26 protein-coding genes are annotated in these 19,361 nt (G+C 49.3%); 10 read left to right on the top strand and 16 right to left on the bottom strand.

What is annotated here, in order from left to right; translation table 11 throughout:
- Positions 1-124 precede the first annotated feature (124 nt).
- From FY206_RS09660 to FY206_RS09670, 3 genes are all read left to right on the top strand, one after another.
- The gene (locus FY206_RS09660) at positions 125-724 is read left to right on the top strand and encodes a hypothetical protein (protein WP_077064576.1); all 600 of its coding nucleotides are present in this window, start codon (positions 125-127) and stop codon (positions 722-724) included.
- Positions 725-890: 166 nt separating this feature from the next.
- Positions 891-1,337, top strand: coding sequence for a hypothetical protein (locus FY206_RS09665; protein ID WP_131825689.1), 447 nt, complete (start codon positions 891-893; stop codon positions 1,335-1,337).
- Between the two features lie 106 nt (positions 1,338-1,443).
- Positions 1,444-1,884: a hypothetical protein gene (locus tag FY206_RS09670; protein ID WP_059305894.1), complete on the top strand. Its 441-nt coding sequence runs from the start codon at positions 1,444-1,446 to the stop codon at positions 1,882-1,884.
- A gap of 65 nt (positions 1,885-1,949) precedes the next feature.
- Here FY206_RS09670 and FY206_RS09675 read toward each other — a convergent pair whose 3' ends face one another.
- Positions 1,950-2,264 carry a hypothetical protein gene (locus FY206_RS09675; protein ID WP_077064574.1) on the bottom strand — a complete coding sequence of 105 codons (315 nt, stop codon included), beginning with the start codon at positions 2,262-2,264 and terminating at the stop codon, positions 1,950-1,952.
- 255 nt (positions 2,265-2,519) lie between these two features.
- Here FY206_RS09675 and FY206_RS09680 point away from each other — a divergent pair, with 255 nt between their 5' ends.
- Positions 2,520-3,194, top strand: a complete 675-nt coding sequence (locus FY206_RS09680; protein ID WP_077064573.1) for an EAL domain-containing protein — start codon at positions 2,520-2,522, stop codon at positions 3,192-3,194.
- Between the two features lie 55 nt (positions 3,195-3,249).
- On the opposite strand, the gene FY206_RS09685 is transcribed toward FY206_RS09680, so the two are convergent.
- Together FY206_RS09685 and FY206_RS09690 are read right to left on the bottom strand one after the other, a co-directional pair.
- The gene (locus tag FY206_RS09685) at positions 3,250-3,759 is read right to left on the bottom strand and encodes a hypothetical protein (protein WP_077064572.1); all 510 of its coding nucleotides are present in this window, start codon (positions 3,757-3,759) and stop codon (positions 3,250-3,252) included.
- A gap of 60 nt (positions 3,760-3,819) precedes the next feature.
- On the bottom strand, positions 3,820-4,230 hold the full coding sequence (locus FY206_RS09690) for a hypothetical protein (protein ID WP_077064571.1): 411 nt from the start codon (positions 4,228-4,230) through the stop codon (positions 3,820-3,822).
- A 344-nt stretch (positions 4,231-4,574) separates the two neighbouring features.
- Between FY206_RS09690 and FY206_RS09700 the strand changes: the two genes are divergently transcribed.
- Together FY206_RS09700 and FY206_RS09705 are read left to right on the top strand one after the other, a co-directional pair.
- A protein-coding gene (locus tag FY206_RS09700; RefSeq protein ID WP_085950818.1) for an IS3-like element ISSen4 family transposase occupies positions 4,575-5,695 on the top strand; the annotation gives its coding sequence in 2 pieces (ribosomal slippage) (positions 4,575-4,833 and positions 4,833-5,695; 1,122 coding nt in all).
- A gap of 185 nt (positions 5,696-5,880) precedes the next feature.
- Positions 5,881-6,183: a hypothetical protein gene (locus FY206_RS09705; protein ID WP_023292979.1), complete on the top strand. Its 303-nt coding sequence runs from the start codon at positions 5,881-5,883 to the stop codon at positions 6,181-6,183.
- Between the two features lie 28 nt (positions 6,184-6,211).
- Here FY206_RS09705 and FY206_RS09710 read toward each other — a convergent pair whose 3' ends face one another.
- Both FY206_RS09710 and FY206_RS09715 read right to left on the bottom strand, forming a co-directional pair.
- Entirely contained in the window at positions 6,212-6,415 is a 204-nt protein-coding gene (locus FY206_RS09710) for a hypothetical protein (protein ID WP_126547654.1), read from the bottom strand.
- Between the two features lie 25 nt (positions 6,416-6,440).
- Entirely contained in the window at positions 6,441-6,689 is a 249-nt protein-coding gene (locus tag FY206_RS09715) for a hypothetical protein (RefSeq protein WP_223232808.1), read from the bottom strand.
- Positions 6,690-6,733: 44 nt separating this feature from the next.
- Here FY206_RS09715 and FY206_RS09720 point away from each other — a divergent pair, with 44 nt between their 5' ends.
- Entirely contained in the window at positions 6,734-7,462 is a 729-nt protein-coding gene (locus FY206_RS09720) for a class I SAM-dependent methyltransferase (RefSeq protein WP_032639601.1), read from the top strand.
- A gap of 140 nt (positions 7,463-7,602) precedes the next feature.
- Here the strand turns inward: FY206_RS09720 and mdtG are convergent, their stop codons facing one another.
- Both mdtG and FY206_RS09730 read right to left on the bottom strand, forming a co-directional pair.
- The gene (gene mdtG / locus FY206_RS09725; RefSeq protein ID WP_032639603.1) at positions 7,603-8,820 is read right to left on the bottom strand and encodes a multidrug efflux MFS transporter MdtG; all 1,218 of its coding nucleotides are present in this window, start codon (positions 8,818-8,820) and stop codon (positions 7,603-7,605) included.
- A 142-nt stretch (positions 8,821-8,962) separates the two neighbouring features.
- Positions 8,963-9,889: a Kdo(2)-lipid IV(A) acyltransferase gene (locus FY206_RS09730; RefSeq protein ID WP_032639605.1), complete on the bottom strand. Its 927-nt coding sequence runs from the start codon at positions 9,887-9,889 to the stop codon at positions 8,963-8,965.
- Between the two features lie 221 nt (positions 9,890-10,110).
- On the opposite strand from FY206_RS09730, the gene trhO reads away from it, so the two are divergent.
- Entirely contained in the window at positions 10,111-11,160 is a 1,050-nt protein-coding gene (trhO, locus tag FY206_RS09735) for an oxygen-dependent tRNA uridine(34) hydroxylase TrhO (RefSeq protein ID WP_032639607.1), read from the top strand.
- A 41-nt stretch (positions 11,161-11,201) separates the two neighbouring features.
- On the opposite strand, the gene FY206_RS09740 is transcribed toward trhO, so the two are convergent.
- The 9 genes from FY206_RS09740 to mdtH all read right to left on the bottom strand — a co-directional run bounded on the left by FY206_RS09740 (position 11,202) and on the right by mdtH (position 17,880).
- Entirely contained in the window at positions 11,202-11,780 is a 579-nt protein-coding gene (locus FY206_RS09740; RefSeq protein ID WP_032639608.1) for a YceI family protein, read from the bottom strand.
- A 1-nt stretch (position 11,781) separates the two neighbouring features.
- A complete protein-coding gene (locus FY206_RS09745; protein WP_032639610.1) occupies positions 11,782-12,348 on the bottom strand; it encodes a cytochrome b in 567 nt (188 codons plus the stop codon).
- Positions 12,349-12,556: 208 nt separating this feature from the next.
- Complete coding sequence (locus FY206_RS09750; protein ID WP_032639612.1) at positions 12,557-12,670, bottom strand: YceO family protein; 114 nt, start codon at positions 12,668-12,670, stop codon at positions 12,557-12,559.
- Between the two features lie 60 nt (positions 12,671-12,730).
- Entirely contained in the window at positions 12,731-13,849 is a 1,119-nt protein-coding gene (solA, locus tag FY206_RS09755; protein WP_032639615.1) for an N-methyl-L-tryptophan oxidase, read from the bottom strand.
- 116 nt (positions 13,850-13,965) lie between these two features.
- Positions 13,966-14,220 carry a biofilm formation regulator BssS gene (gene bssS, locus FY206_RS09760; protein ID WP_003858012.1) on the bottom strand — a complete coding sequence of 85 codons (255 nt, stop codon included), beginning with the start codon at positions 14,218-14,220 and terminating at the stop codon, positions 13,966-13,968.
- Positions 14,221-14,493: 273 nt separating this feature from the next.
- Positions 14,494-14,739, bottom strand: coding sequence for a DNA damage-inducible protein I (gene dinI / locus FY206_RS09765; RefSeq protein WP_028012694.1), 246 nt, complete (start codon positions 14,737-14,739; stop codon positions 14,494-14,496).
- A gap of 74 nt (positions 14,740-14,813) precedes the next feature.
- Positions 14,814-15,860, bottom strand: a complete 1,047-nt coding sequence (gene pyrC, locus FY206_RS09770; RefSeq protein ID WP_032639617.1) for a dihydroorotase — start codon at positions 15,858-15,860, stop codon at positions 14,814-14,816.
- A 127-nt stretch (positions 15,861-15,987) separates the two neighbouring features.
- Positions 15,988-16,548 (bottom strand): lipoprotein, encoded by a 561-nt coding sequence (locus FY206_RS09775; RefSeq protein ID WP_032639620.1) that lies wholly within the window; start codon positions 16,546-16,548, stop codon positions 15,988-15,990.
- A gap of 123 nt (positions 16,549-16,671) precedes the next feature.
- A complete protein-coding gene (gene mdtH, locus FY206_RS09780; protein WP_032639622.1) occupies positions 16,672-17,880 on the bottom strand; it encodes a multidrug efflux MFS transporter MdtH in 1,209 nt (402 codons plus the stop codon).
- A 236-nt stretch (positions 17,881-18,116) separates the two neighbouring features.
- Between mdtH and rimJ the strand changes: the two genes are divergently transcribed.
- On the top strand, positions 18,117-18,701 hold the full coding sequence (rimJ, locus tag FY206_RS09785) for a ribosomal protein S5-alanine N-acetyltransferase (protein WP_032639624.1): 585 nt from the start codon (positions 18,117-18,119) through the stop codon (positions 18,699-18,701).
- A 9-nt stretch (positions 18,702-18,710) separates the two neighbouring features.
- Positions 18,711-19,361: a YceH family protein gene (locus tag FY206_RS09790; protein ID WP_032639627.1), complete on the top strand. Its 651-nt coding sequence runs from the start codon at positions 18,711-18,713 to the stop codon at positions 19,359-19,361.

Consider the following 19,361-nt stretch of genomic DNA (forward strand, 5'->3'; position numbering starts at 1 on the left):
TTTACTCAGTTAGCCCGGACTATCCTTAGTACACATGAGGTTTTACTAACTAATCCTCAGACGTATCCCGACATTTCATATATAGACTATATTATGTTCTACGTACCCTAGTTAAGGAAGAAAAATGAATTATAATAAATGTGACTATTCTGCTATAGAATTAGTGGATGGTGTAATCTTTCGCATGAAAGATGATATTATTGGCTTTTATAAGTTATTTGATAATGAGAGGTATTACTATTATCATTTTGAGGATGGTGTCTATACACGTACTGATGGTTTAGTAACTATAGAGAAGGGTGATCTTTTTTCTAATCTACTAGCACTGAGTACAGAGAGTTTCATTAATATCTCAGACCAAAATATAGAAAAGCCTAAGAGTGAATTCCGTAGTGCTTTTTTATATTTCGATAGTTTACGAGTCAGCATTGAAAGTAATGACGGAAACATGTCAATAAAGTCCTTTGATTATAAAACTGATACTGAAATTCAAACTTATAATGATGTACTACAGTTCTATAATCAAATCATTGATAATAAATGTGCGTATTATGGAAGACCCGACTTTGAAAATGATATTCTTATCAATTCATTACGTCATGTTGGGGTTCCTATCGATCAGGTTAAGGAACATCTAACCAAATTTGATATGTTTTGTAGATTGGTTATTCCTGAATACCAGTATCCAATCGCACCAACAGAGATAAAACAGCTTAGCTATTAATTTTCTCAATGCCTTTACTACTTGGTAAGGGCATTGAGCTTTTGGATTAACTTTAAAAAAACTTATCGATAATCTTATATGGCTTTACCTCTATATCATACCTAAAGTACACTCATAACCTCACGCCCCCCACTATGGGTAGGTTTGTTGAAGGTGTGGGTGTGGCGTGAAGCTACCATACGACAGCCCTCAGTACTGTTACTCCCCCTTCAGTTTACATGGAAGTAAAGAAATTCTACATAAGGCCGATACTACCCATTGTGATTTAGAGGATGTTGAAACAACCTCTTGTATTCCAGATAGTTCACAAGGGTTACTAATGGGGAAAATTATTGTAGTTTTATTGGTGCTCATCGCTTTGTATTTCAAAATCTCAGGTGGAGATGTTAAGCATGAAGCACAGCACGAAGAACCGTCTACCCAGCTCACCAATCAAGAGTTACAGGACGCTAAGGATTTCGCTCAGGCTCTTATCCAGCGTGATTACACATGCGATAAAGTCACTACGTTTAGCAATGCGAACTTCTCAGGCCGTATAGATGTATGGTGTGATGATCAATACCAGTATGAGATTATAAAGCCTGGTGGACGCTGGCAGGTAGTAGCGAAGTAATCTGAAAATTTCAGTACTAAGCCCTGTATGATGTGAATCTACAGGGCTTTTTCAATTTGTAAATGATATTATCATTCAGAACTTGCCTATAGTGAAGAGTGGTAAAATGAAAATTACTGTTGAAAATATCTCTGAGATGTTCGAGGGAACGAAAGAACTATTGATTGGTGGGCTGATCACGGCTGTCACTGGTTTGATTATTATAATTGGTCCAAATGGCAATGAATATGTAAAAGTGCCTTTGATGTTTGTTGCGATATTTCTAATTACTATAATACCTGGTTTTATCGCGATGCTTTTCTCACCATTAACAAAACTGACAGCAAAGATTTTTGATATTAAAAGTAGCAATATACTTTGCCGCCTGTTTTCATTTTTGTATTTCCTACTGTATTGGTTTGTAACGCTTTCAGTGTTCAACTTTATAATTAGATATGTATTAAATGTACACCCAATAGAAGATGGTATGAAAATATGCTTTGCTATTGGGTGCTTTATTGTCGCAGTAGTACAAACAAGAAGATTTTACACAATACTTATTAAGTAATTGAATATGCCCCAATAACATGAACTGTCCTACTCAATGGGGCCGTCAATGTGTAGGGGCATTTTTTAGAATGGCAGTTCTTCTTGCCCACAGAACCAATCATCAGCATGTTGTTCAACCCCACGGCGTTCAGCATGTAGATAAACTAGAGCATCCAATACCTTGTTAAATGGTGTCTCGCTAATCAGTACAAAACAATCCCTTTCCACCGTTCCCAGCCAGAACACCCCACCTACAGAACCTTCAAATATCACCCGATCACCAAACTTTAATTGCTCAAGAACACTTCCCCGATAACAGACCATGAACCAAACCCCAGCGTGTGAGAACTGATGAACACCTCTACGTATGGATGGATCGTAACCGTTCTTATTGCCCATTTCTTAGCCCTCCAAACGAAACCAAGAATACTGTAATTATATACATCACCAAATAAAACACCACAAAATAAATAAAAACGATCATTTTCAATAAGTTTAGCAATTTTCTATAGTGCGGTTAGTCTTTCATTGATATCTACAACGATCAATAATCAATAATCAATAATCAATAATCAATAATCAATAATCAATAATCAATAATCAATAATCAATAATTAATAATTAATAATTAACCAATTATAGAGATAAGCAGGGATGATCAATACAACCTTCATAGCAGAACCAATCATGACAACATCAGGCCAACTGGTAGGTTGTGAATTGTTAACCCGTTTCCATTGCCAGGACTTGCCTGTACTGAACAGCAAGTACTTCATCATGGCCATGACGGTCGAAGGGAAGAAGGAACTACTGAAACAACAATTAGAGACAGTAGAAGTTCATGCGTCATGGTTCAGAGAACACCGGCTTTTCTGTACCGTGAACGTTGATACCGTACAGGCACGGCTATGTGTATTTGACAGGGATATTATTCAGCTATTGGATAAGCTGGATTTCATCAGGCTTGAGATCTCAGAGAACTTTGAAGGGCTTGTACTCGGTATCAATCATCCAGTACTTAAAAAACTGTTAAACGTGGGCTATCGATTGTTCCTTGATGATCTTGGTTCCGGTCGGGCTAACGTTACGGCGTTAACTACTGGATGCTATGAGGCGGTCAAGATCGATAGGGCGTTCTACCGTGAGGAAGTACAGAAACCTACATTCAACATACTGATGAAGAACATCATGAAGTATTGCCCCTATGTAATCGTAGAGGGAGTAGAGCAACGCCAAGAGCTAACAGTATTACGCGATGCTGGAGTAACGGCGGTTCAAGGATATCTATACCGTTCAGTTCCTTTCCATAAAGTTAATAATTTGCAATAGATCTCATTAAATGAAGCCCTACCAATTCCAAGCTTGGTAGGGCATCAATTAACAATTAATTGAAATTATAAGATAATATTTCTCCAGTTTCGCCATTAAATTTGCATGAATACTGGACATTCTTATACGCACCAAATCCATTCTGAGCTTGAGCCTGATCACCATACATTTCAATCACTTTTGAATCTTTACTAACCCATGCGTAAGTTACAAAAGCAGGGTTGGTAATCGAATCCTTCCATTTAAAATCATACTTAGCTAATTTCTCGATAGCCCGTTGACATTCATAAACAGGATTATGGTGATTTTTTGCGTAGCCAATCGGGTTTTTATCTTCTTCCGATTTACGTGCTGCCAGTTGAGCATCTTCTTTTGCTTGACCTTCCTGCCCCCAAATACCAAAAATTGCAACAGAGGAAACAAAAAATACAGGTATTGCCAGTAATAAGCCTACAAAAATGATACTACCTTTCTCCCAATTTTTTTTCGTACCTTTATGCTTAACCCATTGATAGGCAGCTATAGCTATTGCTGCGGCTATGAACAGACTTGCTTGTAGATTCATATTCATTCCTTGCGATAAAAAGAACTATAAAATTGTCATTCTGGAATCAATTGCTATCATTTATTTGGTATTCTTTTCAAGCATTTCTATGATTAGCCTTTTAGTTTCGATAGAGCACAAAGCAACATAAGTTTCTTCATCATTAGCATTAATCTTTTCGATGCGAGAACTAAGTTCTTTGATGAATGAATTACTTCTAATTAAATCAACAACTGAGTTAGCAAATTCTTCTTTTTTCTTTTGAGAGTAAAGAGAAGGCATGAGATTACTCACAGCAGCCACTGTGGTATTCCATTGTTGTGGTGTTACTGCTTCCTCAGTAGCTTTCCGTAAATCTTCTTCTTTTTTCTTTTTAAAAAAACGTTTAAAACCAAATGTCAAAGTAAGAATAATAGCGTTGATGATTTGCTCTTGAACAGACTTTGGCAACTTTGTGAACAACTCAAAGAACTTTAAAATCGCAGCCAGCATAAAACTAACCTCGTATGTGTGTAGATCGAAAAGATTATCATGAAGTACTGAAATATTTCAATCACCAAAAATGGTAAATAAACAAAATAGGTTCTCTTTGGACCTTAAAACACTGCGTAGATTTCGACGCACTTTGTTTTAAATATATGTGAAAAAATAATAAAGAGGCGAAACGATAAACAAAATGAGTAAGAACATTAGCATGAATCAGCTTGCGAAGCAGTACGGGTATAACGAAAGCACAGTTCGCGAATGGAAAGCACAGGGTATGCCTGACCTGCTCCCCGTTGATTAGTACACCCCGATGTTAGTAATGTCTTCATAAGCCACATGAGGACATCCCCATGAAGAAGCGTTTTTCCGACGAACAGATCATCAGTATTCTCCGCGAAGCCGAAGCTGGGGTACCCGCCCGTGAACTCTGCCGCAAGCATGCCATTTCCGATGCCACGTTTTACACCTGGCGTAAGAAGTATGGCGGTATGGAGGTGCCTGAAGTTAAGCGCCTGAAGTCGCTTGAGGAAGAGAACACCAGACTCAAGAAGCTGCTTGCCGAAGCCATGCTGGATAAAGAGGCGCTTCAGGTGGCTCTTGGGCGAAAGTACTGACGACAGACCAGAAGCGGGAAGCCGTGATGTTGATGTGTGATGCGACCGGTCTGTCGCAACGTCGTGCCTGCAGGCTTACAGGTTTATCCCTGTCGACCTGCCGCTATGAGGCTCACCGTCCGGCTGCTGATGCGCATTTATCAGGGCGCATCACTGAGCTGGCACTGGAGCGCAGGCGTTTTGGCTACCGTCGTATTTGGCAGTTGCTGCGCCGTGAAGGGCTTCATGTTAATCATAAGCGCGTGTACCGGCTTTATCACCTCAGTGGCCTGGGCGTAAAACGCAGAAGACGTCGTAAAGGGCTGGCAACAGAACGTCTGCCGCTGCTCCGTCCGGCGGCGCCCAATCTGACCTGGTCGATGGATTTCGTCATGGACGCACTTTCCACCGGTCGCAGGATCAAGTGTCTTACCTGCGTCGATGATTTCACAAAGGAATGCCTGACGGTCACTGTTGCCTTTGGGATTTCAGGCGTTCAGGTCACGCGTATTCTGGACAGCATTGCACTGTTTCGAGGCTATCCGGCGACGATAAGAACTGACCAGGGGCCGGAGTTCACTTGCCGTGCACTGGATCAATGGGCCTTTGAGCATGGTGTTGAGTTGCGCTTAATCCAGCCGGGCAAGCCAACGCAGAACGGATTTATTGAGAGCTTTAACGGACGATTTCGCGATGAATGTTTGAATGAGCACTGGTTCAGCGATATCGTTCATGCCAGGAAAATTATTAATGACTGGCGGCAGGATTATAACGAATGCCGCCCGCACTCCACGCTGAATTATCAGACACCGTCTGAATTTGCAGCGGGCTGGAGAAAGGGTCATTCTGAGAATGAAGATTCCGACGTTACTAACTGAGTGTTGTATCTAATCGTGGGGGCAGGTCATTTCATCATCATACAACACCTAAAGTAAATGAGGATGATGTATTGATGGTTGAACTAATGAAAGAACAAGTAGAAGTAAAGGTACTATTATCTTACAACCACATCTTTAAAGGTCATCGCGTAGTTTCTTGTGTTTGCCAAATACAAGGATAACATATGTTAAGTATTATCATTGACCTTATCAAAAGCGGTATAAGTCTTATCAGTAAGAACAAAACCGAAGTTGCTAAGTCAAAAGACGAACTTGAAACTGAAAAAACAAGTGAAGCACAGGAAACAAACCGTGAAGAGATCAAGGCTGGAAAAGGCTGGAGATCATTTTTAGGTTATGCGTGTACTGGTATTCTTGTTTATAACTATATCTTAGTACCTATCTTAGATTACTTTGGTATCGTTTTATTCTCATTCCCACTATCTGATATTATTAGAATTATCATTCTATTACTTAGTGGTAACTAAACTCAAAGCCCCACAAGGGGCTTTTTTATTATTCCCAAAAAACAGTAGTTTGTCCTCCTGGTTCATCAACTTCTGTTTTTTTAACTCTTGCCACTGTTTGATTGGTTTTTTTGTCTATAATTTCAACAGGGGTTTCTGTAATTGAATCTTTGTGCCCTCGTTCTTTGCTAAGACCGTATTTAAAAACATACTTTTTTTCGGGGTACTTTTTATGAAATTCCGAATCAGTCATGGTCATCTCCAAGTGTAGAAAGTAGTTATTCACACTTCCAAATTGTATTTTGTACACCACTACCTTTAGGTAAATGTGGATTCATGTTAGCACTATGAAAATATGTTGCCTTTTCCTTTCCATATTGCTGACATGCTTCATTAGCTGTTTTCTGTAAACTATCTAAACCATACCAACCGTCAGACTGAATGCTAACAGTTTTACCATCATTGTATTGTACTGCTGCACATCCCGTTAAAGCTAATGAGATAAGAAGCATAATTTGGTTTTTCATGGTCTTCCCTAAATACCCGTACAACAACTGTACAAGGGTATCTTATGGCAAGAATTACAAAAAAGGAATCAGCATTACACATACAAGTAATGGATTTAATCCACTCTGATAAGCAACTAACACAAGACAATAAAGAGTTTATCTTTAACACCTACAAAGGTGATGGTATAGGGGCTACTGGTGCTTTCTTCACACCTGAAATGCTCGCATGGGATTTCATACTTGATGCTGGCTGTACTGGTCAGTGTATCGAACTATGTGCGGGTATCGGACGTCTCAGTTACTACCAGTACTTAAGAAACAACCCAACACACATTACCTGTGTTGAACTCAATCCAGAGTACGTAATGATCGGGAAGAGGGTACTACCTGAAGCTGAATGGATCGTTGGTGACGCTCTCCAGTACTCAGCAGACCGTTTCTATGATGTTGCCTATGGCAATCCTCCTTTCGGCAAGATCAACACATCAGAAGCGTATACAGGCCGTTATACAGGCTCAGAGTTTGAATACAAGGTGATTGAACATGCCAGTACTTTTTCATCCTTTGGGGCATGGATCGTACCGCAAGGTTCCGCAGGGTTTAAGTACTCAGGCCATAGGTACTTTGACGCTACAGTACAGACAGCCAAGTACCAGAAGTTTGTTAATGATGCTGGGTACACGTTTCAACCAGGGGTAGGGATTGATACCAGTATCTACAAGGACGAATGGAACGGTACGAAAGTAATTTGTGAGAGCGTCTTAGTTGATTATGACGGCACAAATTCATGATGTATTTTACTTTACGCTTCTTCCATCGTGGCGTACATGGTCATTGGTGTCTCCCTGTTTTCCAGAAGGTTTCAGGGAAAGAATAGCTGAATATATGATTCTGCAAGTATGAATGCGAAAATAAGCTTCAGGCGTTCGTCTTATTCCGCCACCGGCCGTAGCGCGCGGGATAAACTGAGCCACGAATAAATGGCATTGAACAACACCACGCCCGCCGTCACGATAAAAACGGCGCGGAAACCGAAGCTGGCGGAGATCCCGGCTCCGAGCAGCGGTCCGGTGACGTTACCGATATCGCGGAATGACTGGTTATAGCTAAAAATACGCCCCGCAATCTGGTTCGTGGAGTTGTAGACCAGCAGGGTCTGTACGGCGGGCAGTAACGCGCCGTCGGCAGCACCCAGCAAAAAGCGCAGGACGCCCAGCTGCCAGGGCGATTGCACCATCGACATCGGGATCAGCAGCAGGACGGAAATCACCAGCGCGCAGATCAGGATTTTTTCCGGACCAACGCGATCCCCCAGCTTGCCCAGCCTCGGGGCGCTCAACAGCGCCGCCACGCCGGGCACGGACGCAATCATCCCGCTGATGAATGCAATATTGCTCACGTTACCCGCCAGATCGCGCACGTACAGCGTCAGAATGGGGGCAATCGAACCGGTCGCCACCTGAATAATCAGGGTCGTCACGAAGAGGCTGAGCACCAGTCTGGGATTCTTAAGCGAGGTCAGCACCTCCCTGGCGTGGAGCATCTCTTTTTTGGCGACGGGCGTGAATTTTTCACGAATACAGAGCAGGGTGACGATAAAGCACAGGAACAGCACGCTGGCGGTGATAAAGAACACCGGGCGCAGGCCGTAGTTATCCGCCAGCAATCCACCGGCAAGCGGCCCCAGCAGAGCGCCGCTCACGCCGCCGGTGGAGAGCGTGCCCAGCGCCCAGCCGCTTTTATGGCGGGGTATCTGCGTGGCAATCAGGGCATTCGCGTTGGGAATAAATCCCCCCAGCAAGCCCAGCAGCGCGCGCAGGATCAGAAACTGCCAGACGTTTTGCGCCACGCCCATCAGCGCCATGATGATGGCCATCCCCAGCGCCGAACGCAGCAGCATGATTTTTCGACCCTTGCGATCGGCCAGGCCACCCCAGAAAGGAGAGGCTATCGCGGAAAAGAGAAACGTGATGCTGAAGACCAGGCCAGACCACATATTGAGCGCGCCGTGGCCCGTCACGCCCAGCTGTTCGACGTAGAGCGGCAGGAAGGGCATGATCAGGCTAAACGCCGCGCCGGTAAGAAAACAGCCAAGCCAAGCAACCGTGAGGTTACGCTTCCAGTTTATGGGGGCATCTGAGGGTGACATAACTATCCGCATAATGAGGTGCAGAGCACCTGAAGCATAAGGTAATAAGCCTGCTAATTATGCGCCTGGGTTATGATTGCCGCAATGCGGGTGAGCTTTTAAAGCTAAAATGGGATGCGGCCCGGACGGGGCCGCATGAGGATCAATAGCGGGACGGCGTGCCCTGTGGTCGCGTTTTAAAGCGACGGTGTAGCCACATATACTGCTCCGGCGCGAGCATGATGCACTTCTCCACGACGCTGTTCATCCAGCGCGCGGTGGTTTCCGCATCGTCGAGCGGCGGCGCGAGCTCCGGCTCCAGCATCATCAGCTCGTAGCCTGACCCATCCGGCTTACGGCGGGGAACAAAAGGCACGATGGCCGCTTTTGACATGCGCGCCAGCATCCAGGTTCCGGTCGTGGTGGCGGCCTCTTCAACGGCGAAGAAGGGAACAAATACGCTGGCCTGTGGGCCATAATCGTGGTCGGGGGCATACCAGACCACTTCACCGGACTTCAGCGCGCGGATCATCCCCTTCAGATCCTTCCGGTCGATCATGCTTTTGTTGGAGCGCATGCGGCCGTTGGTCTGGATGAGATCGATGACCGGGTTATCGTTTGGGCGATAAACGCCGATGCCGGGCGCCTGCATGCCGAACATGCGGGCACCAATTTCCAGCGTCAGAAAATGGACGCCGATCAGCAGAACGCCCGTCTGGTTGGCCTGAAGCGTGTGCACCGGATCCATACCGGTTCCCGTTACCTCGCTCCAGCGAGCCATGCGTTTGTCCGGCCAGAACCACGCCATACCGGTTTCCATGAGCCCCATTCCGACGGATTCGAAATTCTTCGTGACCATATCGTGACGTTCTGATTCGCTCATCTGCGGAAAACACAGCTCAAGATTGCGGTACGCGATTCTGGCGCGGCGCTTCATAAACGCCTGCGCGAAACGGCCCAGAGATTTACCCAGCCGGAAAATAACGGGGTAGGGAAGCTGTACCAGTAGCCATAAAAAGCCTATGCCAAGCCAGGTCAACCAATAGCGGGGATGCAAAAGGGCAGCAGTAAATTTTGGTAACTGGGTCATGTCTTTCCTGTGTGTAAACGTCCTGTTTTGCTAGTGTCTCATTTTTTGAGACGTAGCCAAAATATCTGCTTTCGAAACGTGCACGAATACAGCAATTGTTATCCCTGATTAATCAGGGTGAGTGAAATGTAGCGTAAATTGTGTGGATGTAAATTGGTTTTGTTTGCTATATGATGCCGACCGATTTTTCATTCTCTCTAACGATTCCAGGACTGTACACCATGCCAGTGTTACACAACCGCGTATCGAATGAGATGTTAAGAGCGCGCATGTTGGCTGAAACCGAACCGCGCACGACCATCTCATTCTATAAATACTTCACCATTGACGATCCGCAGGCGACCCGCGATGCGCTCTACCAGGCGTTCACCGCGCTGAACGTCTTCGGCCGCGTCTACCTTGCCCGTGAAGGCATCAACGCGCAGATTAGCGTACCGGAAAGCAACGTCAGCGCCTTCCGTGACGTACTCTATCAGTTTGACCCGGCCCTTAACGGCTTGCGCCTGAACATTGCCCTGGATGATGACGGCAAATCCTTCTGGGTGCTGCGCATGAAGGTGCGTGAACGCATCGTGGCGGACGGTATCGACGATCCTGAGTTTAACGCGGCGGACGTCGGTGAATACCTGAAGGCGGCGGAAGTCAATGCGATGCTGGACGATCCGGATGCCGTGTTCATCGATATGCGTAACCACTACGAGTACGAAGTGGGGCATTTTGAGAACGCGATGGAAATCCCGGCCGATACCTTCCGCGAACAGCTGCCGAAAGCGGTTGAGATGATGCAGGAACATAAAGATAAAAAGATCGTTATGTACTGCACCGGCGGTATCCGCTGCGAAAAAGCCAGCGCGTGGATGAAGCACAACGGCTTTAGTAAGGTCTGGCATATTGAAGGCGGCATTATCGAGTACGCCCGCCGCGCCCGCGAGCAGGGGTTACCGGTACGCTTTATCGGGAAAAACTTTGTCTTTGACGAGCGTATGGGTGAGCGTATTTCGGAAGATGTGATTGCCCAGTGCCACCAGTGCGGCGCGCCGTGCGATACCCACACCAACTGCAAAAATGACGGGTGTCATCTGCTGTTCATTCAGTGCCCGGCCTGTGCCGAGAAGTTTAACGGCTGCTGCAGCGAGCTGTGCAGCGAAGAGAGCGTCCTGCCGGAAGAAGAGCAGCGTCGCCGTCGCGCAGGGCGTGAAAACGGCAACAAGATTTTCAATAAATCACGCGGCCGTCTGAACACCAAGCTGGGTATCCCTGACCCGGAATGATAATAACGCCCGGCAAGGTAAAAACCTGCCGGGCGAATCTATTATGATTTCTGCTGTACACCTTCAACGGAAATAATCAGCTCCACGTCCTGAGACGCCGGGCCTAAATCCGTTGTGATATTAAAATCTTTCAGATGAATTTTCCCTGCCGCTTCAAACCCTGCGCGTTTACCGCCCCAGGGATCGTCACCCTGACCCAGTAATTTAGCATCAAGCGTGACCGGTTTTGTTACGCCATTAAGCGTCAGGTTGCCGGTAATATTCAGCTTATCGCCGTCTTTCTTTACGTCCGTGGAGGTGAAGGTTGCCTGTGGGAATTTCGCGACATTCAGGAATTCCCCACTGCGCAGATGCTTATCGCGCTCTGCATGGTTTGTGTCGACGCTGTTCGTATTAATGGTCACATTGACCTTATCGGCCGCGGGATTTTTATCGTCAAAGGTGAACGTGCCGTCAAAATCCTTAAAGGTGCCGTATAGCCAGCTGTATCCCAGGTGCTGAATACGGAAATTGACGAAGGCGTGCTGGCCCTCTTTATCAATTTTATAATCCGCAGCCACGGCGGAACCGGCGGTAAATAACAGAGAACCCAGTGCGATACCCAGCAGGTGTTTTTTCATTTTATGCTCCAGAGTCAGCTGACGAGCGGCCAAGCATGCGCTTAAGCGTATCGTCTTTATCAATAAAATGGTGTTTAAGGGCGGCAAGCCCGTGCAGTACGGACAGAATGACGACGCTCCACGCAAGCCAGAGGTGAATAACCCCTGCCGTATCCGCCTGAGCGCCCGCATCGCTGAGCGTTGCCGGGACGTCAAAAAGTCCAAAGACGCTAATCGGCTTACCGTCAGCCGTCGAAATGAGATAGCCGCTAATCAGGATGGCAAACAGCAGCGCGTAGAGGGCAATATGCGCGGCGACTGCACCGACGCGAGTCAGTTTGCTGTGGGTCTTCGGCGCGGCGGGCGGCGGGGAAATATGCCGCCAGATGACGCGGAAAACCAGCCCCAGCATCAGGAGGACGCCAATGCTTTTATGTAACTCCGGTGCATGGTGATACCAGCCATCATAATAGCTGAGCGTGACCATCCAGAGTCCAAGTCCAAACATACCGTAGACGGCAAGAGCAAATATCCAGTGCAAACCTATGGATATTATTCCGTAGCGTTGGGAGGCGTTACGCAACTGCATTAGAATGTCCATTTTCAGATTAACAGGGAGTTAAAAATGAACGGGGCGGCAAAATATTGCAACTGAAAAAAGAGTATATGGACCGTTATTTTATTTATATCAGCGATTTTGAAAAGGATCGGTTAATGTAATTCAGTGAGGTCGGGCAAGATGAAATTAAGAGTTTCAGCTAATATAAATTAACGTCAATTATTGTCAGTCCGGCTTTTCAGTAAAATACAATGTAAACAAAATCAATAATGGCCAGCAGCGCCCACAGCAAGATATAGAGCATAAAATGCTCGCGAATATTGTTCATCAGAAAGTTAACGATCCTGCGCATAACGCCCCGTAATGCCGTGTGAATGAAACGGGCCCCGGCACGTCCGGAGCCCGCGGCGGATTATCCGTTAAAACGCGAGAGGGAGAACGGCGTTAGATCAAACTGCGGCGTAATGCCCTGGGCAAACTGCGCGGCGATTTCACCGAGCACGGAAGCAAACTTAAAGCCGTGGCCGCTCAGCCCGGTGACGATCATTGTGTTGTCATGCCCCGGCAGCGTATCAATGATAAAGTCCTCGTCCGGCGTGTTGTCGTAGGTACAGGCTGCGCCATACAGCAGGCCGCCGACGCCCGGAAGGATCGTGCGCAGGAACGTGAAGGCTTCTGAGCCATCCTGTGGAACGGCGCCGAAAGGTTTACGCTCTTCAGGGGAGGAGATCGCCTGGCCCCCGTTGTGTTTACCGATTTTCAGCGCGTCCTTCTCTGAGGGGAAGCCGTAGAACTGATCGCCATTCGGCAATTCGCCGGTGAAGGCCGGGAATTTATTCTGCGCGCTGTAGCGACCATCTGACTGGAACCAGGAGAAGACCTTGCGCACCGGCTGGATTGGCAGCTCCGGCAGCAGGCGAGTGACCCATGTTCCTGCGCTGACCAGCAGGCGGGATGCTGAATAGTCGCCGTCAATCGTTGTGACCGTAACGCCGTTTTCGTCATGGGTGATGGTTTCCACCGGACAGTTAAACAGCTGCGCACAGCCGGCTTTCGCCGCAAGATCGATCCAGGTTTTGATCGCCGTTTCACAATGCAGCACGCCGGAGTGGGCTTCGAAGAGGGCGATATAATCATCCGGGACGGTAATTTCAGGCCAGCGCGCGGTAATACCCGTTGCGTCCAGTTTCTCCACGTCCAGATTAAAGGCCTTCGCGCTGCGCTCGACGCTGGCGAGAAATTCAGAATGGGCAGGGCCCAGGTTGACGACGCCGGTACGCTCGAAGATGCGATCCTCGGTCTGCTTCGCCAGCTCATCCCACAGCGTCTGGGCGCGCAGCACCAGCGGCACGTAGCGCTCGCCTTCTCCGTACGCATGGCGCATGAGGCGAGTATCGCCATGATGGCTACCCTCCGAATGAGGAGGAAGATGGGCATCGATCATCAGGACCTTCAGCCCTGCCTGCGTCGCGTAATAACCGGCGGCAGAGCCCACGGAGCCGCTACCAATAATGATTAAGTCGTATCTCATATGCATCTCTTAAACTGACGTTTTGTTAGCAGAGTAATTAACAACGCGGGCTTAGACAAGGGAGAAATAAATAAGGCACCGCGAGGGTGCCTGTAGAGAGAAAAGTGGGCATAAGCTTAGTGCCGTTTATACTCATTTTCCTGATAGTCGCCAGATTCTATTTTTGCAATACCTGCCTCTAAAATAGAAATAAACTGACGGGCGACGTCTGTTGTTAGCCACAGCGTCTGTCCAACTTCCGCTTCGTCACGGTTAAGTTGATTCGGGGTCTGGTAGTGCAAACGCAGCATCAGCGCATCGTAGCTATCTACGGTACTGATATCCCAGCCGACAAGTGGATGGGTCTGGATCACTTCACTATTCTTTTCCATTATAACCCCCTTAATGCGTGTTAGAAGACAACGGCTCTGAGGTTCAATGCATGTTTTTCTGAAGGCATCTTCAGTATATCAAGTAATAAGGGTTCCGACGGGAAAAATAAACAGGTAGCAACACATTTTCCTGCTTTTTAGGATTGTTCGAGCAATAAAACACCATCTTGTTCACGATTCTTAAAGAAGATGCCGAATTAATTTGAACTTACCGTGTTTTAGACGAAAAAAAGCCGGGGCGACCCGGCAAAAAAACACAATGAGGGAGCAGTGTTAATCTGTGATAAACCAGTCGTCTGCGCTTTCCCACGTTTCCTGCAGGATTTCGCTGATGCGGTCTTTATCTTCTTTCGCGGCACCCATTACTGAGAGGTTGTTTGCCGCGGCGTAGCGCACCGTGACGGCACCCGCGTTGTCGGGAAAGGTGTTGTTAATACGACGGGATAATTCGCCGGCCAGCGCGTCAAGCGCGCCGGCAGGCAGAACGGTAGTTTTGGCAATGGTGACTTCAATACGCATAAATGCCCCCTGTGTAATATACTGTTTATTTATACAGGCATATTGTCGGTTTGACAACCAGGGGCATTGATTTTTTAACGTTTTACCGTCCAGCTTACGGTCTCGCCCGCCAGGAACGGGATCAGCGTGTCATCCGTCAGCGCAATAGACTCCTCAACGTGGCTCGCTTTACGCTCCAGTTCGATGAAGGTGTCGTTGGCCGGCAGGCCGTAGAAGCGCGGGCCGTTAAGGGAGCAGAACGCTTCGAAATATTCCAGCGCGTTCATCTCTTCAAATACGGTCGCGTAGCTGGCAAGTGCCGTTGGGGCGTTGAAGCAGCCTGCGCATCCGCAGCTCGCCTCTTTACGGTGGCGGGCGTGAGGCGCGGAATCGGTGCCGAGGAACGCGCGGGTGAACCGGCTGGCCACCAGCTCGCGCAGCGCCTGCTGGTGAACGTTGCGCTTGAGGATCGGCAGGCAGTACAGATGAGGGCGCACCCCGCCCACCAGCATATGGTTACGGTTAAACATCAGGTGCTGTGGGGTGATGGTGGCGGCAATCAACTCGTTGCCGTCACGCACGTACTCCGCCGCGTCTTTGGTGGTGATATGTTCAAAGACCACTTTAAGCGCAGGCAGGCGCTGGCGCAGCGGTTCCATCACGGTCTCGATAAAGCGGGCTTCACGGTCAAAGATGTCAATCTCGGCATGCGTGACTTCACCATGCACCAGCAGCGGCATGCCCAGTTTCTGCATACGTTCCAGCACCGGCATGATGGCATCAATGCTGGTGACGCCGTGGCTGGAGTTGGTGGTGGCGTTCGCCGGGTAGAGTTTCGCTGCCGTAAATACGCCTTCGTTAAACCCGCGCTCCACCTCGTTCGGATCCAGCGAGTCGGTCAGATAGCAGGTCATCAGCGGGGTAAAATCGTGTCCCGCAGGCACGGCATCCAGGATACGCTGGCGATACGCGATCGCGGCATCGACGGTGGTGACTGGTGGCACCAGGTTAGGCATGACAATCGCGCGGCCATAAATTTCGCTGGTATAAGGCACGACGGTTTTCAGCATATCGCCATCGCGCAGATGGATATGCCAGTCGTCTGGGCGGCGGATTTTTAAAACCTGGGGTTGTACAGTCATGGAAGCTCCGGCTTGTCAGGAATCAGTCATAAGGATGGCTGTTTTTGCCGGACACAAATCATAAGCGGAAACGTTTTCGTTTGCACACTTTTCCGTAAAAAAAAGGGGCGCCGCAGCGCCCCTCAGGTTAATCGGTGAAAGGAATGATAATTTCTCCCGGCTTCACCTCTATCCCTTTTGCGTATTTTTTCGCCAGAGCTTCACCCTTGCTTTTATCTTCACTTAAGACGTACGCGGGCTGCTGGTTAAAGTAATTCCGCAGCGACTGGTTCAGATAGGGCATCAGGGTTTGCAGAACCGGCGCCATCTTGTCCGGCGAGACCTGCGCATCGACGACTTCCATCTCCTGCAGGAAAATGGCCCCTTTTTCTTTGTTGAAAACGGGGAGCGCCTTCAGCTTGAGCTTGATGTTGGCCTTCTGATTGCCAAAGAGGGATGACATATCTAGAGCCGCATCACCTGCCAGGGTGACTTTGTTTGGCTCCTCACGTCCGATCTGGCTGGTGAGATTCGTGAGGACGATATGCGCGTCCGCCAGACCCGGCACGCCAATGTCTTTAGAAAAATTATTATGTTTTTCCAGCGCCTGATTAATTTCCTGTTCACTGACGGTATATTGCGTGAGCTGGTTACAGCCAACCAGCAGGCCGCTGACGACCAATGCCGCGGCTAAAACAATTTTCTTCATAGTGTTCCTCAACGAAAAATCGGCGCTTCTGTCCTGTTACGCCAGTATGTCAGCGTGAATGGGCAGAAACCAGCAGAAAAAACTGAGAAGCGGGGCGGGAAAGACTCCCGCCAGAGAGAAAGGCTACGCGCCGGGCTCGAGCATGCCGCTCGCGCTGCGCTTCTGGCTGAACTGCCACCAGAGGGCCAGGAGCGTCATAAAGCCCACCGCGCCGAGCATCATCCACGGGAGTTCGGGCTGGTTCAGCGCTTTGCCGGCATCAAACAGCCAGCCGCCGCCGGCATACCCCAATGCGCCGCCCAGCGCCAGCCCCAGCCGGCTGAAGCCCATATAGCTGCCGCGGGCACGCGCATCCGCAAGCGAGGCGCTCAGCGTTTCACGGGCAGGCTCGGCGATGATCGAGCCAATATAAAAGGTGCAAATCAGCGTAAACAGCTGCTGGAGCGAGTTCACCAGGCCGATCGGCATCATGCTCAGCGTCATCAGGAACAGCCCGGCCATCAGGCGATGCTCCAGGCGAAAACGCCGCTCGCTCCAGCGGGCGATGGGGTAGAGCAGCGTCAGAGACAGGCAGGCCTCAATGGCGTACATCCACTTAACGGCGGCAGGCGTACCCGCAATGTCGTTAACCATAATTGGCAGCATCAGCATGACCTGCACGGCCAGCATGTAATACCCGGTCAGGGTCAACACGTAGGTGACAAAACGCTTGTCTCGCATGACGCGTCCAAGCCCCTCGCGCACCGGCGCTTTCACCGTCGACAGCTTCCAGGCAGGAAGGTAGAGGCCGTTGAACAGCGCGCACAGGATAAAGAGCACCGCGCCAGCGGCGCAGACCAGACGGAAGTCATACTGCAGCAGCCAGCTTCCCAGCAGGGCGCCGACAACCGCTCCGGCGCTGTCCTGCATCATGAGTATCGAGAAAAAACGACCACGATGCTGAGGGCGAATCAGCTTCACCACCAGCGCGGTGCGTGGCGGATCGAACAGCGTGCCCCCAATACCGGAAAGGAAACAGGAGAACCAGAGCAGCCAGGGCTCGTGGGCGACCGCCATGGTGGCAAACCCTGCCGCGCGCAGCAGCATACCGATCACGATCATCGGCTTAGCGCCAAAGCGGTCAGCGATGGCCCCGCCAAAGACGCCCAGACCCTGCTGGACAAACTGGCGTAACCCTAGGGCAATGCCAACCATGAGTGCCGCCCAGCCCATTTGATCGACAAAGCGGATCGAGATGAGCGGAAAAACGACAAAAAAGCCGAGCACGACCAGCATGTTATCGACGAGCAGGAAATATTTACCCAGGCTCCTGGCCTGTGATACGCGGGACATTTTCCCTCCAGGGAAAATAAGAAGGTGAGCACGCTAACATTCTGCGGTGTCGCCGCACGTTTTCCCACCCCCGGAGGTGACAATATTTTTTTATCAAAAGGGTGCTTTGATAGAGAGTTCTCATCGAAAATGGTGAAAAGCGCGCAAAATGGTATGTCACTGTTTTCACAGACGGCGCAGGCGCAGGTATAGTAAAGCTAATGGGTGAGCAGAAGTGACGGGAAGGAGTGGTATCGATGTTTGGCTATCGCAGTAATGTGCCAAAAGTGCGTCTGACAACGGACAGGCTGGTCGTTCGTCTGGTGCACGAGCGTGATGCCTGGCGTCTGGCGGATTATTACGCCGAGAATCGCCAGTTTTTAAAACCCTGGGAACCCGTTCGGGACGAGAGCCATTGTTACCCTTCCGGCTGGCAGGCGCGGCTCAGCATGATCGCGGAATTTCACAAGCAGGGCAGCGCGTTTTATTTTGCGCTGCTGGATCCAGAAGAGAAAGAGATTATCGGGATCGCCAATTTTTCAAACGTGGTGCGGGGATCGTTTCACGCCTGCTACCTTGGCTACTCCATCGGCCAGAAATGGCAGGGGCAGGGGCTGATGTACGAGGCGCTGACGGTGGCGATCCGCTATATGCAACGCACGCAGCACGTCCATCGCATTATGGCGAACTATATGCCGCATAACCAGCGCAGCGGCAATTTGCTGGCGCGTTTAGGGTTTGAGAAAGAGGGGTACGCCAAAGACTATCTGCTGATAGACGGAGAGTGGCGCGACCACGTTCTGACGGCGTTAACCACCCGTGACTGGACCGCAGGTCGTTAAGGAGAAAAAATGAAGTATCAGCTAAACGCTACAGAAGCGCGCGTGATTGGGTGCTTGCTCGAAAAACAGGTCACCACGCCGGAGCAGTATCCGCTCTCCGTCAACGCCGTGACCATGGCCTGCAACCAGAAGACCAACCGCGAGCCGGTGATGAACCTCAGCGAGCATGACGTTCAGGACGTGCTGGATGCACTGGTAAAACGCCACTATCTGCGCACCGTCAGCGGCTTCGGCAACCGCGTGACCAAATACGAACAGCGCTTCTGTAACTCCGAGTTTGGCGACCTGAAGCTGAGCAGTGCGGAAGTGGCGGTCATCACCACGCTGCTGCTGCGCGGGGCGCAAACCCCGGGCGAACTGCGCACGCGCGCGTCGCGTATGCACGAGTTTAGCGATATGCAGGAAGTCGAGCAGACCCTGGAAGGGCTGGCGGCGCGTGAAGACGGCCCCTACGTGGCGCGTCTGCCGCGCGAGCCGGGCAAGCGTGAAAGCCGCTATATGCACCTCTTCAGCGGTGACGTCGAGGTCGCTAGTGTGGAGAGCGACGCGGGATCTTTAGCAAGCAACGACACGCTTGCCGCGCGCGTAGAGGCGCTTGAAGAAGAGGTCGCTGGGCTGAAACAGCGTCTGGACGCGTTGCTGGCACATTTGGGAGACTAA

This window comes from Enterobacter chengduensis (assembly GCF_001984825.2).
GTDB lineage: Bacteria > Pseudomonadota > Gammaproteobacteria > Enterobacterales > Enterobacteriaceae > Enterobacter > Enterobacter chengduensis.